General features: G+C 65.5%; 18 protein-coding genes. 11 read left to right on the top strand and 7 right to left on the bottom strand.

What is annotated here, in order from left to right; genetic code table 11:
- Positions 1-117 precede the first annotated feature (117 nt).
- Positions 118-1,086, top strand: a complete 969-nt coding sequence (locus PTT45_RS11760) for an alpha/beta hydrolase (RefSeq protein ID WP_273813478.1) — start codon at positions 118-120, stop codon at positions 1,084-1,086.
- 69 nt (positions 1,087-1,155) lie between these two features.
- On the top strand, positions 1,156-1,938 hold the full coding sequence (locus PTT45_RS11755; protein WP_273813477.1) for a hypothetical protein: 783 nt from the start codon (positions 1,156-1,158) through the stop codon (positions 1,936-1,938).
- A gap of 42 nt (positions 1,939-1,980) precedes the next feature.
- Here PTT45_RS11755 and prmB read toward each other — a convergent pair whose 3' ends face one another.
- Positions 1,981-2,895: a 50S ribosomal protein L3 N(5)-glutamine methyltransferase gene (gene prmB, locus PTT45_RS11750; protein ID WP_273813476.1), complete on the bottom strand. Its 915-nt coding sequence runs from the start codon at positions 2,893-2,895 to the stop codon at positions 1,981-1,983.
- 236 nt (positions 2,896-3,131) lie between these two features.
- Between prmB and PTT45_RS11745 the strand changes: the two genes are divergently transcribed.
- From PTT45_RS11745 to PTT45_RS11735, 3 genes are all read left to right on the top strand, one after another.
- Positions 3,132-3,725: a cysteine hydrolase family protein gene (locus PTT45_RS11745; RefSeq protein ID WP_273813475.1), complete on the top strand. Its 594-nt coding sequence runs from the start codon at positions 3,132-3,134 to the stop codon at positions 3,723-3,725.
- Between the two features lie 93 nt (positions 3,726-3,818).
- Positions 3,819-4,148: a hypothetical protein gene (locus tag PTT45_RS11740; protein WP_273813474.1), complete on the top strand. Its 330-nt coding sequence runs from the start codon at positions 3,819-3,821 to the stop codon at positions 4,146-4,148.
- A gap of 34 nt (positions 4,149-4,182) precedes the next feature.
- Positions 4,183-4,743: a Smr/MutS family protein gene (locus PTT45_RS11735; RefSeq protein WP_273813473.1), complete on the top strand. Its 561-nt coding sequence runs from the start codon at positions 4,183-4,185 to the stop codon at positions 4,741-4,743.
- Here PTT45_RS11735 and PTT45_RS11730 read toward each other — a convergent pair.
- The gene (locus PTT45_RS11730; RefSeq protein WP_273813472.1) at positions 4,740-5,291 is read right to left on the bottom strand and encodes a carboxymuconolactone decarboxylase family protein; all 552 of its coding nucleotides are present in this window, start codon (positions 5,289-5,291) and stop codon (positions 4,740-4,742) included. The two genes, PTT45_RS11735 and PTT45_RS11730, sit on opposite strands and share 4 nt — an antisense overlap.
- A 72-nt stretch (positions 5,292-5,363) precedes the next feature.
- Between PTT45_RS11730 and PTT45_RS11725 the strand changes: the two genes are divergently transcribed.
- Both PTT45_RS11725 and folE read left to right on the top strand, forming a co-directional pair.
- Entirely contained in the window at positions 5,364-5,705 is a 342-nt protein-coding gene (locus tag PTT45_RS11725; RefSeq protein WP_273813471.1) for a winged helix-turn-helix transcriptional regulator, read from the top strand.
- Positions 5,706-5,788: 83 nt separating this feature from the next.
- A complete protein-coding gene (gene folE / locus PTT45_RS11720; protein ID WP_273813470.1) occupies positions 5,789-6,337 on the top strand; it encodes a GTP cyclohydrolase I FolE in 549 nt (182 codons plus the stop codon).
- Between the two features lie 65 nt (positions 6,338-6,402).
- Here the strand turns inward: folE and PTT45_RS11715 are convergent, their stop codons facing one another.
- Entirely contained in the window at positions 6,403-6,750 is a 348-nt protein-coding gene (locus tag PTT45_RS11715; RefSeq protein ID WP_273813469.1) for a GFA family protein, read from the bottom strand.
- A 166-nt stretch (positions 6,751-6,916) separates the two neighbouring features.
- Here PTT45_RS11715 and PTT45_RS11710 point away from each other — a divergent pair, with 166 nt between their 5' ends.
- On the top strand, positions 6,917-7,288 hold the full coding sequence (locus PTT45_RS11710) for a glutaredoxin (RefSeq protein ID WP_273813468.1): 372 nt from the start codon (positions 6,917-6,919) through the stop codon (positions 7,286-7,288).
- A 37-nt stretch (positions 7,289-7,325) separates the two neighbouring features.
- Here PTT45_RS11710 and PTT45_RS11705 read toward each other — a convergent pair whose 3' ends face one another.
- Positions 7,326-7,928: a glutathione S-transferase family protein gene (locus tag PTT45_RS11705; RefSeq protein ID WP_273813467.1), complete on the bottom strand. Its 603-nt coding sequence runs from the start codon at positions 7,926-7,928 to the stop codon at positions 7,326-7,328.
- A gap of 2 nt (positions 7,929-7,930) precedes the next feature.
- Complete coding sequence (locus PTT45_RS11700) at positions 7,931-9,109, bottom strand: aminotransferase-like domain-containing protein (RefSeq protein WP_273813466.1); 1,179 nt, start codon at positions 9,107-9,109, stop codon at positions 7,931-7,933.
- 82 nt (positions 9,110-9,191) lie between these two features.
- On the opposite strand from PTT45_RS11700, the gene PTT45_RS11695 reads away from it, so the two are divergent.
- Positions 9,192-9,644 carry a MarR family winged helix-turn-helix transcriptional regulator gene (locus PTT45_RS11695; protein ID WP_273813465.1) on the top strand — a complete coding sequence of 151 codons (453 nt, stop codon included), beginning with the start codon at positions 9,192-9,194 and terminating at the stop codon, positions 9,642-9,644.
- A 4-nt stretch (positions 9,645-9,648) separates the two neighbouring features.
- Here PTT45_RS11695 and PTT45_RS11690 read toward each other — a convergent pair whose 3' ends face one another.
- A complete protein-coding gene (locus tag PTT45_RS11690) occupies positions 9,649-10,272 on the bottom strand; it encodes a hypothetical protein (protein ID WP_273813464.1) in 624 nt (207 codons plus the stop codon).
- A 138-nt stretch (positions 10,273-10,410) separates the two neighbouring features.
- Here PTT45_RS11690 and PTT45_RS11685 point away from each other — a divergent pair, with 138 nt between their 5' ends.
- On the top strand, positions 10,411-11,016 hold the full coding sequence (locus tag PTT45_RS11685) for a LysE family translocator (RefSeq protein ID WP_273813463.1): 606 nt from the start codon (positions 10,411-10,413) through the stop codon (positions 11,014-11,016).
- A gap of 14 nt (positions 11,017-11,030) precedes the next feature.
- Positions 11,031-12,215, top strand: coding sequence for a benzoate/H(+) symporter BenE family transporter (locus PTT45_RS11680; protein ID WP_443218190.1), 1,185 nt, complete (start codon positions 11,031-11,033; stop codon positions 12,213-12,215).
- 60 nt (positions 12,216-12,275) lie between these two features.
- Here the strand turns inward: PTT45_RS11680 and PTT45_RS11675 are convergent, their stop codons facing one another.
- A complete protein-coding gene (locus PTT45_RS11675) occupies positions 12,276-13,172 on the bottom strand; it encodes a bile acid:sodium symporter family protein (RefSeq protein ID WP_273813461.1) in 897 nt (298 codons plus the stop codon).
- Positions 13,173-13,255 lie beyond the last annotated feature (83 nt).

Genomic DNA, 13,255 nt, shown 5'->3' with positions numbered 1-13,255 from the left:
AGAGATGGACCTCGATTTGAAGGTCGAGAAGTATACCCGCGGCCTTGCGCCAGTTCACCCCTTCGCGGCCATGCGCCAACGGCGCCCTGGCCGCACAACCAGGAACCCTGCCGACGCATGCTCCGACTGCTGCTGCTCGCCCTCCCCCTTATCAGCGGCCTGTGCCTGGCCAGCCCACAGGCCATCGTTCGCGCGCCCATCGAGCTGGACACCGGCAGCGGCGTGCTGCACGGCACCCTGTTGCGGCCCAAGACCGAACAGGCAGTACCCGTCGCGCTGATCATCGCCGGCTCCGGCCCCACCGATCGCGACGGCAACAACCCGATGGCCGGACGCAACGACAGCCTGAAGAAACTCGCCGAACTGCTGGCCGCCCAAGGGATCGCCAGCGTGCGCTACGACAAGCGCGGCATCGCCGCCAGCACGGCGGCCGGGCCGGACGAGCGGCAGCTCAGCCTCGAGGGCTATGCCGCCGACGCCACTTTGTGGGGCCAGCGCCTGCAGCGCGACCCACGCTTCTCCCGGCTGATCCTCATCGGGCATAGCGAAGGCTCTCTGGTCGCCGGCATGGCGGCGCAACAAGCCGGCGCAGATGCGCTGATCAGCATCGCCGGCAGCTCCCGGCCCGTCGATCAGGTGTTGCGCGAGCAACTGCACGAGCGCCTGCCTGGCGAACTGCTGGCCGACAGCGAACGCATTCTCGCCAGCCTCAAGCTGGGCATCCCTACGAGCAACGTACCCGAGCGCCTACAGGTGCTGTTCCGCCCGAGCGTGCAGCCCTACCTGATCTCGCTGTTCCGCCAGGACCCGGCCCAGGTGTTCGCCGGCCTGCGCATTCCCACTCTGATCGTCCAGGGCAGCCACGATATCCAGGTCAAGGTGGCCGACGCCGAGCGCCTGCAAGCAGCGGCGCCGAACGCGCGCCTGGCGGTCATCGAAGGCATGAACCACGTGATGCGCATCGTGCCCATGGACCTGCAGCGCCAGCTGGCTTCCTATGCTGATCCGCAGCTGCCACTGGCCAGCGAGCTAAGTGCCAGCATTCTCGCCTTCATCAACGATCTGCCAGACTCCAGAAAACCGTAGCGCGACCGATAGTATTTCAAACGAGCGTACCAATTGGCGCGCCACAGGCCCTTGCAAGGTATTCACTCGATGTCCGACAGCCCAGCCGAGCAACCCAGCACCGAAGAACCGGTGGAGGCCCAGCCCCATCCCTGGGAAGGCCTGGAGGCCGAGCACTTCCAGCTGCTGCGCCTGGCGCCATTGCCGACCGACCGCAACACCGGCCTGCGCCCCTTGCGCTTCGTCAAACTCGGCCGCGTCGAGCGCCATAACGATGAGCAGAGCCTGCTGCGCCTGACCGTGGAGTTGCCGGGGCAACGCCTGCGCCGCGAGCAGAACCTGCTGGAGGTGTGGGTCGACCACCGCAGCCGCGAAGTACGCTTCGGCGCCGACAAGGGCCTGCAGATCGAGCCGCCCAACCGTGGCCTGGGCCGTTTCCTGCTCGCCCAGGGCATCGCCTGGGTGCGCCAGCGCTGGGGCAGCTATACGGTCGAGGGTGGCTCCCTTGCGGTGAAGGACGTGCTCAGCGAGGACGCGCGCCTGCGCCGCGATCATTTCCTGCGCATCCAGGGCTTCGAGGTGGCCTACCAGGATCTGGCCCAGATCAAGGCCAGCTACAGCGCCAGTCGCGTCAGCGTGCTCAACCCCGAGTGGAACCAGGAGAAGGTGCAGGTACTCGACCTGCTCGACTGCGGCGCCATGCTGCAGCAGGCCGACCAGAACCTGCATGAACAGCAGCTCAAGATCACCAAGCTGGAGCGCCGCATCGAGGTGTTCAAGCGCGAGGACAGCGGCCTGCGCTTCACCATCGCCTGCCTGGTGGCACTGGCACTGTTCCAGGCCGGGCTGCTGATCTGGATCGCTACCCGCTGAACCTGCCGCAGGCTGTACCGCCTACGGCGAGTGCAGCGCGGCTCAGCCCTTGAGGCGTGAGCGGAACAGCTTCTGGTACTCGCGGCACTGGGAGGCCGCCAGCAGGAAGACGCCGTGGCCGCCCTGCTCGAACTCCAGCCAGGTGAAGTCCACTTCCGGGTAGATGGCCTCGACATGCACCTGGCTGTTGCCCACCTCGACGATCAGCAAGCCCTTCTCGCTCAGGTGGTCGGCGGCTTCGGCAAGCATCCGGCGCACCAGGTCCAGCCCGTCATCGCCGCAGGCCAGCCCCATTTCCGGCTCGTGCTGGTACTCGGCCGGCATGTCGGCGAAGTCCTCGGCATCCACGTAGGGCGGGTTGGAGACGATCAGGTCGAAACGCTGCCCCGGCAGGCCATCGAAACCATCGCCCTGCACGGTGTAGACGCGCTCCTCCAGACCATGTCGCTCGATATTGTGGTTGGCCACCTCGAGCGCATCGAAGGACAGATCGCCCAGCACCACCTCGGCGTCAGGGAAGGCATAGGCGCAGGCGATGCCGATGCAGCCTGAGCCCGTGCACAGGTCGAGGATGCGCGAGGGCATGGCCGGCAGCCAGGGTTCGAACTGGCTGCCGATCAGCTCGGCGATGGGCGAGCGCGGCACCAGCACACGCTCGTCGACCAGGAATGGCAGGCCGCAGAACCAGGCCTCGCCCAGCAGGTAGGCGGTCGGCACACGCTCCTCGACGCGGCGACGGATCAGCTCCAGCAGGTGCTGCTGCTCGTCCTCTTCCAGGCGGCAATCGAGGTAGGTGTCGGCGATCTCGAATGGCAGGTGCAGCGAGCCCAGCACCAGTTGGCGGGCGTCATCCCAGGCGTTGTCGGTGCCGTGGCCGAAGAACAGACCGGCCTCGTGGAAACGGCTGACAGCCCAGCGGATATGGTCGCGCACGGTGCGCAGGCGAGATGGGGACACGGCGGATACCTCGAAAAACGGTGCGCGATTCTAACAGGACGAAACACAACTACCCGAGCGGTTTGCCGAAACGATGGGCAACGTCGAATCCGCTACAGCCTCCACCCACAGTGCCACTCGAAGCCTCCTGATCGTGACGCCTGCATGCCTAGCGAGAATCGCTGCGACACACAAGAGGTTCACATATCGGCCTGGCGAGCAGAGAATAGACGCATCGTTGCCACAGGAGCCCTCCCATGTCCGATCCGAAAACGCTGTTCCAACTGCTCGGACGCGGTTATGCCCCAGCCACTCTCAGCAAGGCGACCCTGCTGGTCATCGACGCCCAGGAGGAATACCGCAGCGGCGCATTGCAGCTGCCCAATGTCGAGGCAGCCATCAGCGAGATCGCGACCCTGATGGACGCTGCGCGCAACATCGGCTCGCCGGTGGTGCATGTCCGCCATCTCGGCATCCCCGGCGGTTTTCTCGACCCCCAGGGCCCGCGTGGCCGCTTCATCGAGGGTCTGGCCCCGCTGCCCGGCGAGCCGATGGTGGAGAAGCGCCTGCCCAACGCCTTTGCCGGTACCGACCTGCACGAGCGCCTGCAGCAGAGCGGCCATCTGGACCTGATCATCTGCGGCTTCATGACCCACTCCAGCGTCAGCACCACGGTGCGCGCGGCCAAGGACTACGGTTATCGCTGCACCCTGGTAGCCACCGCCTGCGCCACCCGCGACCTGCCCTACCAGGACGAACTGATCCCCGCCCGGGATCTGCACCGCATGACCCTCGCGGCACTCTCCGACAACTATGCGATGGTCGTACCCCAGGCTCGCGCACTGCTCTAGGTTCGGCCGGCCAATAGGCTCGCTGGAACCCGGCGGCCGGAACCCAGGTGAACTGGGCCGGTCATAGCGCCGATAGCCCAAGAGGAGATCGGGATGAAGCTGTCCGATGATGGATTCGACGCACGCCGGCTGCGCCCCCGCGGCTCCGGCAACTGGCGCTGGCGTGCACTCGGCGCGCTCGCAGCGCTGTTCGCCGCTTGCGGCGTGATGCTCAGCATGGCCGGGGCCGCCACCCTGCTCGGCCGCCCGCCGGCACTCGGCCCACTGAATGACAGCGCCGGTGCAGCCATCGTCCTGCTGCTGTTCGGCCTGTTCCTGCTATGGGGCGGGGTCAATGTCTGGCGCCGTTGCCGCCGGCGCATGCGCAGGCAGTACGGCAACGACCTGAGCCTGTCACCACGACTGCTGAAAAAGCGCGGCTGAAGCCGGTAAACTGGCCTCTCTCGTGGAGGCCTTCATGCAAGACGACGATTTTTCCCTGTTCCAGTCCGCCGTGCGCGGCGTCAAGCCGATCAGCCATGATCGTGCCGAGACCGGCAAACCCAAGGCCGACCGCCAGCGCATCAACACCCTGCGCCAAGCCGCCACCGTGAAGACCGAGCAAACCAAGGTCGACGGTCTCTCCGACCAGTTCGTCATCGACGTCGGCGCCGAGGACGAGCTGTACTGGGCCCGCGACGGCGTGCAGGACGGCCAGATGCGCAAGCTCAAAGCCGGCCAGGTGCCCTTCGAGGGCAGCCTCGACCTGCACGGCATGACCGTGGAGAAGGCCCGCGAAATCCTCTGGGACTTCTTCGCCGAGGCCGCACGCATGGAAGTACGCTGCGTGCGCGTGACCCACGGCAAGGCCGTGCGCACGGATGGCAAGCGGCCAATGATCAAGAGCCACGTCAACACCTGGCTGCGCCAGCACCCGCAGGTGCTGGGCTTCACCTCCTGCATCGCCAAGCATGGCGGCACCGGCGCCGTGTACATCCTGCTCAAACGCACCATGCTCGACGGCCGCGACGAGTTCTAACGCGCCGGAAAACGCGGCGCGTACTCCTCCCGCTGCACCTGCAGGCCGTTCAGCAGGAACGATACCGTGTGATAGAAGCCGACCAGCGACAGGCACTCGATCAACTGCTCGTCGCTGAAGTGCTCACGTAGTCGTCCCCAGAGCACGTCATCCACCGTCGAACGGTCGTGCAGGCTGTCCGCCAGTGCCAACAGCGCGAGCTGTTCCGGGCGCCACAATTCGATGTCCGGCGTGGCCCGGCAGGTATCCGCCAGCTGCGCCTGGCTGAAGCCGGTCTTGGCGGTATAGAACGCCGCATGCACGCCCCACTCATACTCTGCGTCGCAGCGCGCGGTAGTCCGCAGGATCAATAGCTCGCGGTCCGCCAGGCTGATGCTGCCATGGTCCAGCAAACCTCCCGCGAAGAAGCGCTGCAGCACGCGCGGGTTGTGCGCCATGCTGGTGAACAGCTTCAGCGGCTCGACGCCCGGCGGCATGATGCGGGTGAAGGCCGCCTGTATATCCTCGGCATAAGGCGGTTGTACGGGTTCGACGCGTGCTTGTGTCATGATCACCTCCTGGCGCTACGTTTTACGTAGCAAGAATCTAGACCGCTACGAAATAAGTAGCAAGGAGCCTCGTTGAATCTTCCCCTGCCCGGCAATCCTGTACGCGGCTCTGACAGCGGCCGGCCAATCATGGCGTTGTTCGACCTGCTCGGCCGGCGCTGGAGCCTGCGCGTGCTCTGGGAGCTGTACCAGGCACCGGCCACTTTCCGTGAGTTGCAGACACGCTGCGAAGGCCTGTCGCCCTCGGTGCTCAACACTCGTCTCGGCGAGCTGCGGGAGGCACAGCTGGTGGAGAACGGCAGCTGCGGTTATCAGCTTTCAACCTTGGGCCAGGAACTGGCGCTGCAATGCCTGCCGCTGGCGCAGTGGGCCGAGGGCTGGGCTGCGCAACTGCCGCCGCGGCCGGAAAAGTAGGCCCGGCTGGCGTACTTCGCCCTTGCCAGCGCTCCGCCTGCGCCCTACCCTGCGCCCCTGAGCATCAACCCACAGGAAGACCCATGTCCCTGGAACAGCAATACACCGCGATTCTCGGCCAGCTCGGCGAGGACGTTTCCCGCGAAGGTCTGCTCGACACGCCGAAACGTGCGGCCAAAGCCATGCAGTACCTCTGCCGCGGCTACCAGCAGACCCTCGAGGAAGTCACCAACGGCGCCCTGTTCAGCTCCGACAACAGCGAAATGGTGCTGGTGAAGAACATCGAGCTGTACTCGCTGTGCGAACACCACCTGCTGCCCTTCATCGGCAAGACCCATGTGGCCTATATCCCGAGTGGCAAGGTACTGGGCCTGTCCAAGGTGGCCCGCATCGTCGACATGTATGCCCGCCGCCTGCAGATCCAGGAAAACCTCAGCCGGCAGATCGCCGAGGCCATTCAGCAGGTCACCGGTGCCCTCGGCGTGGCCGTGGTCATCGAGGCGCAGCACATGTGCATGATGATGCGCGGTGTGGAGAAGCAGAATTCCTCCATGGTCACCTCGGTGATGCTCGGCGAGTTCCGCGAGAACGCCGCCACCCGTAGCGAGTTCCTCAGCCTGATCAAGGACTGAGTCGTTACGCGGTAAAGAAAAGCCGGCCTCGCGCCGGCTTTTTCATGCCCGTGGCGCTCTCGCGATCAGTGATCGCGGCCGTTCCAGGGCACGACCTTGAAGGGCGACAGGTCGACGCCATCCAGGCAACGGGCATTCACCGCCGCCATCAGCTTGCCATCCGGCCCCGGGGCCTCGCTGAACGGTGCACAGCCGCAGACATCGCAGAAATGGTGGGCGATCTTCAGCGTGTTGAAGCGATAGGTAGGCAAGTCTGTTTCCGGTGACTTCAGCTGCAGCTGGTCGCGGCCGACGAACCACAGCAGGCCGCCGCGCTTGCTGCACAGCGAGCAGTTGCACTCGGTCAGGCTGTCGATCTCACCGCTCACGCTGAAGCTGATCTTGCCGCAATGGCAACTTCCCTGATGACTCATGGCAGGCACTCCTGTGCGGAAGGGACAGGACTGCAAGCTAGTTCGCCACTACCTGCCTCGCCAGCGGCGCCGGAGAAAATCGCCGGCGAAGCGATATCCGGCGCTGCCAAGTCGAGGTAACTCGGGTACCCTGCCGCCCCTTTCATCACTCCAGGAATGACCGGCGATGCTCATCAAGGCACTGCGGATCGGCCTCGGCCAGATCATCATCTTTCTCGACTTCATCACCCGCCCGCGCAAGCTCAAGCGCAGCCCGCAGGAGCAGGCCCAGGTCGAAAGCAGCGCGGCCGGCCTGGCGCTGTACCAGTTCCATGCCTGCCCGTTCTGCGTGAAGACCCGTCGCACCCTGCACCGCCTGAACGTGCCGGTGGCGCTGCGCGATGCGAAAAACGACGAGGCTCGCCGTCAGGAGCTGCTGGAACAGGGTGGCAAGGTGCAGGTGCCCTGCCTGCGTATCGAGGAACAGGGTGAAGTGCGCTGGCTGTACGAATCCAAGGCCATCGGCGCTTACCTGAACGAGCGCTTCGCCGCCCAGTGATGGTCCAGGCGGGCCGTTGCAGCCCGCCCGGTATTTCTCAAACGAACATGCCCACATGCCGCGGATGGCTGGCGACACGCACGAGCCAGGCATTGATCGCCGGGTAGGCGGCCAGGTCGAAACCGCCCTCGCCGGCCACATGGGTGTAGGCATACAGCGCGATGTCGGCCAGGGTGAACTGCTCGCCCACCAGGTACGGCGTGCGCTGCAGTTGCTGCTCCATCACCTTGAAGGCCTTGTGCCCGCCCTTGTGGCAGTTCTCGTATTCGGCGCGGCGCTCTTCCGGCAAACCCAGGTAGAGCTGGATAAAGCGCGCCACCGCCACGTAGGGCTCGTGGCTGTACTGCTCGAAGAACTGCCATTGCAGCATCTGCGTACGCAGGCGCGGCTCGCTCGGGATGAACTCGCTGCCATCGGCAAGGAAGTTGAGGATGGCGTTGGACTCCCAGAGGAAGGTGCCATCTTCCAGCTCCAGCACCGGAATCTTGCCATTGGGGTTCTTGGCCAGAAACTCGGCGGTCTGGGTCTCACCCTTGAGGATGTCGATCGGCAGCCACTGGTACTCGTGGCCAAGCAGATTGAGCATCAGCTTGACCTTGTAGCAGTTACCGGAACGGTAATCGCCGTAGACCTTGAGCATAACTACTGTCCTCCTTGCGCTTCGAGCGCGCCCTGCGCGTCACGAATGACTGCCGCCAGGCGGCGCAGGCCTTCGCCGAGCTTCTCCGGCGGCACGTGGCTGAAGTTCAGCCGCAGATGGCCCGGATTGGCATCCGGATCGACGAAGAACGGCTCGCCCGGCATGAACGCGACGTTCTGCGCCATGGCCGGTTGCAGCAGCGTGCGGGTATCCAGCTTCTTGTTCAGGGTCAGCCAGAAGAACAGGCCGCCTTGCGGCACCTGCCAGCTGGCCAGGTCACCGAAGTGCTCCTCCAGCGCCACCTGCATGGCGTCGCGGCGCACGCGGTAGAAGTCGCGCAGCTCGGCCAGGTGCGCGCTGTACTTCTCGGTGCCGAACCACTGCAGCGCCTGCCACTGGCCGATGCGATTGGTGTGCAGGTCGGCGGCCTGCTTCAGGCGCAGCAGGTGCGGGAACAGGTCCGGGCTGGCGATCAGGAAGCCGACGCGCAGGCCCGGCAGCAAGGTCTTGGATACGGTGCCGGTGTAGATCCAGCTGGTGCGTTTGAGGCGGCTGACGATGGGCGTGGCACTGCCGGCATCGAATACCAGCTCGCGGTACGGCTCGTCCTCGATCAGGGTAACGTTGAACTCGTCGAGCAGCGCCGCCACGGCGTCGCGCTTGGCCTCGCTGTAGCGCACGGCAGACGGGTTCTGGAAGGTCGGGATCAGGTAGGCGAAGGCCGGTTTGTGGTTCTGCAGGCGCTCGCGCAGGGCCTCCAGTTCCGGGCCGTCGGCCTCTTGCGGCACGGTGATGCAGTCGGCGCCGAACAGCTGGAAGGATTGCAGCGCTGCCAGGTAGGTCGGTGCCTCGACCAGGATCTCGGTGCCCGGATCGATGAACAGCTTGCTGGCCAGGTCCAGGGTCTGCTGCGAACCGCAGGTGATCAGCACCTGGCTGGCGTCGCACTTCACGCCCAGCTTGTTGGCCTCGGCAGCGATGGCCTCACGCAGCGCCGGCTCGCCCTCGCTCATGCCGTACTGGCCGATGGAGGCCGGCATCTCGCTCCAGTCCACCTTCGGCAGCATCGGCTCGGCCGGCAGGCCACCGGCGAAGGACATCACCTCCGGGCGCTGCGCCGCAGCAAGGATTTCGCGAATCAGGGAGCTTTTGAGGCGGGCAACGCGTTCGGAGAAGGCCATGAAATCACCGGGTAGCACAGGCAGGGAAAATTGGGTCAAACTGTTTGACCGAAACTACGACGCCGGGAATGGATACGTCAATATGCTTGACCTGAAAAAGCCAAGCTCGCAGCAAGCCGCCATGGAGGCCTTCTTCTTCGGCTACCAGGCCTTCACCGCCAAGCCCGACGAGATGCTGGCGCGCCGGGGCCTGTCGCGCGTACACCATCGCATCCTGTTCTTCATCGCCCGCTACCCCGGCCTCAGCGTCAAGGAGCTGCTCGGCTACCTGGGCGTAAGCAAGCAGGCGCTGAACACGCCCCTGCGCCAGCTGCAGGAAATGTCCATGGTGGAGAGCGTGGCCGCCAGCGACGACAAGCGCAAACGCCAGCTCGGCCTCACCGCCGAAGGCGCCAAGCTGGAACAAGCCCTGCGTCGCGAACAGTCGCGGCTGCTCGCTAGCGTCTTCAAGGAAGCCGGCGAGCCGGCGGTACAGGCCTGGCTGGCGATCAACCAGGCCCTGGGCAACGCTCGCCAGGCGGGCGGCGAAGGCTGAGCACTCAGGCCGCCTGGCGGCCCTGCAATTCGCTGGCACCACGGAAGAACACCAGCGCCGAGGCCACCATGGCCGCCAACATCGGCAGGATGCCGATCACCAGCAGAATCACCGAGGCAACCATCACGCCGCTGGCGACGTTCAACCAGGCCAGTGCACGCAGCGACGGATAGGGCTCGATCACCTTGAGCAGCACGATGCCCAGCCACAGGATGACCAGGCCGAGCACGGCCAGACCGCCGAAGTAGATGTACGACGGCACGCTGAACTCCGCCAGCTCGGCATCGCCCCAGTACAGCTGAGCCAGCTCCAGCGCCACACTGAGCACCACGCTCAGCCACACCGGCCAGTCCAGGCCACGCGCAGCGAAGCGCGCCTGTAAGAATGCCTTGAGGCGTAACGCCAGATAGCTGCCGAGCAGGGTCGCCGCGACACTCAGCCAATCCGCAACCGCAGCCAAGCTCTCGACGAAGGCCAGGCCAATGACCACCAGCGTGGCGACCAGGTAGGCCAGATTGAGCCAGCCGAGCAGCCGCAGCTGGCCAGGATTCCAGCCGTCCAGCGGGCGCGGCGCCTGGGCATCCACCAGCGCCACCTGGGGCGAGGCATAGGGATTGTTCGGGTCCATGGCAATTTCCTTATGTAATGAGAACAGTCCTTTTCGCCCGGGCCATCTCTGCAAACTGTACCGACGATTGTCGAGATTGCTGTATGGCGACGCCCGGGCGAGCTGCGCATAGGCTGCCAGCATCCACGGAGAACTGCCATGACCTCGGAATTGCTGATCGCTTTCGTCCTCTTCGCCTTCGTCACGTCGGTGACGCCCGGCCCCAACAACATGATGCTGCTGGCCTCCGGGGTGAACTTCGGCGTGCGCCGCAGCGTGCCGCACATGCTCGGCATCAGCCTGGGCTTCATGGTGCTGGTGGCCTCCGTGGGCCTGGGTCTTGGCCAGCTGTTCGAGCAGTTCCCACCGCTGTACACCGCGTTGCGCTACGGCGGCGCCGCCTACCTGCTGTACCTGGCCTGGAAGATCGCCGGCAGCGGCGCCCCGGATGCGGACGGCAAGAGTGCCAGCAAGCCCTTCACCTTCCTCCAGGCGGCCGCCTTCCAATGGGTCAACCCCAAGGCCTGGATCATGGCCATCGGCGCCATCACCACCTACACGCCGCAGGAAGGCTTCCTGGTCAACGTGCTGCTGATCGCCGCCCTGTTCGCCCTGGTCAACTGCCCCAGCGTCGGCCTGTGGACGGTCGCCGGCAGCTTGCTGCGCCGCTGGCTGGACAAGCCGCGCGTGCTGCGCGCCTTCAACATCGGCATGGCCCTGCTGCTGGTCGCCTCGCTCTACCCTATCCTCAAGGACAGCTTCTGATGACCGACAGCACCATGGATAGCGCCAACCGCCTGCGTCCCCTCGCCGACTCCTCGCCCTCCGCGGTGGTGGCTGGCTTCGTCGCCGCCCTCACCGGCTACACCAGCACGCTGGTGCTGATGTTCCAGGCCGGCCAGGCCGCCAGCCTGAGTGCCGAGCAGATTTCCTCCTGGCTATGGGCGCTGTCGATCGGCATGGCCATCTGCACCATCGGCCTGTCGCTGCGCTACCGCGCGCCCATCGTGGTGGCCTGGTCGACGCCCGGCGCGGTGCTGCTGATCAGCAGCATGCCCGGCGTGAGCTATCCGGAAGCGATCGGCGCCTTCGTGGTCTGCGCCATCCTGCTCGCCGTACTGGGCCTTTCCGGCGCCTTCGAGCGGGTCATGCGCCACCTGCCCGCTTCGCTCGCCGCAGCGCTGCTGGCCGGCATCCTGTTCCGCATCGGCAGCGAGATCTTCGTCGCAGCGCAGACCAGCACCCTGCTGGTGCTGGCGATGTTCTTCAGCTTCCTGATCTGCAAGCGGCTGCTGCCGCGCTATGCGGTGATGGTCGCGCTGCTGGTCGGCGGCGCGGTGGCCGGCATCCAGGGCATGCTCGACTTCAGCCAGTTCGAGCTACAGGTCGCGGTGCCGGTGTGGACCACGCCAAGCTTCTCGCTGAGCGCGGTGATCAGCATCGGCATCCCACTGTTCATTGTCGCCATGGCCTCGCAGAACATCCCCGGCATCGCTGTGCTGCGCGCTGACGGCTACGACGTGCCGCCATCGCCGCTGATCGCCAGCACCGGCATCGCCTCGCTGCTGCTGGCACCCTTCGGCTCCCACGGCATCAACCTGGCTGCCATCAGCGCCGCCATCTGCACCGGCCCCGAGGCCCACGAGGACAAGCGCAAGCGCTACACCGCCGCTCTCTGGTGCGGCCTGTTCTATGGCATCGCCGGCGTCTTCGCCGCCACCCTGGCCGCGCTGTTCGCCGCCCTGCCCAGCGCGCTGGTGCTGTCGATCGCCGCGTTGGCCCTGCTCGGCTCGATCGGCAACGGCCTGGCCCAGGCGATGAACGCCCCCGCCGAACGCGATGCGGCGCTGATCACCTTTATGGTCACCGCCTCGGGCATGACCCTGGTCGGCATCGGTTCGGCCTTCTGGGGCCTGGTTGCCGGCGGCCTGACCCTGCTGATCCTCGGCTGGAAGAAACGCTGAAACAGCGCCGCAATGAAAAAGCCCGGGACATGCCCGGGCTTTTTTTCGACCGCAAAGGACTCAGGTCGCCTGCGCCTCCTCGGCCGCCAGCGCCTTGCCGTGGGCGAAGTTGACCCACCAGCCGAAGGCCGCCGCGGTGAAGAACATGATGAAGCTGTAGATCGCCGCCGGCACCGCCATAGTGGCGTTGTTCAGCAGCATCGGGCTCAGCGCCAGGGCGATGGCCAGGGTGCCGTTGTGGATGCCGATTTCCATGCCGATGGCGATGGCCTGGCGGCGCGGCAGTTTCATCAGGATCGGTACGCCGTAGCCGACGCCCAGGCTGATAAGGTTGAACAGCAGCGCGGCCAGACCCACCACCGGTGCGTAGTCGATCACCGTCTGCCAGTCCTTGATGAAGGCCAGCACGATCACCAGGATCAGGAACAGCGCGGAGATGATCTTCACCGGCTTCTCCATGGCGTTGGCGAAGCCCGGCGCCAGCCTGCGGATGATCATGCCGATGGCCACCGGGCCGAGGACGATGGCGAACACCTGCACTACCTTGGCGAACTGCAGCGGGATGGCCTGGTCGCCCTCCATGAAGTAGGCCAGCGACAGGTTGACGATGAAGGGCATGGTGAGGATCGCCACCACCGAGTTCACCGCGGTCAGCGTCACGTTCAGCGCCACGTCGCCGTGGGCCAGGTGGCTATACAGGTTGGCGGAGGTACCGCCGGGCGAGGCCGCCAGCAGCATCATGCCGACCGCCAGGGCCGGCGCCAGGCCGAAGCCCTTGGCGATCAGGAAGCACACCAGCGGCAGCAGGAGCAGCTGGCAACCCAGGCCGATCAGCACCGGCTTGGGGAATTTCGCCACCCGGGCGAAATCCGCCAGGGTCAGCGACAACCCCAGGCCGAGCATGATGATGCCCAGGGCAATGGGGAGGAAGGTGGTGGTCAAGGCACTTGCAGTCATTGTTATTGTTCTCCGTAACGGTCTATCTCGCTATCTCGGCGATTCTTGACGAGTCGCGCAGCTCTTGTAACTGGCTTTCTGTG

This window comes from Pseudomonas sp. Gutcm_11s (assembly GCF_028649395.1).
GTDB lineage: Bacteria > Pseudomonadota > Gammaproteobacteria > Pseudomonadales > Pseudomonadaceae > Aquipseudomonas.
This window is presented reverse-complemented; position numbering and strand designations above follow the sequence as displayed.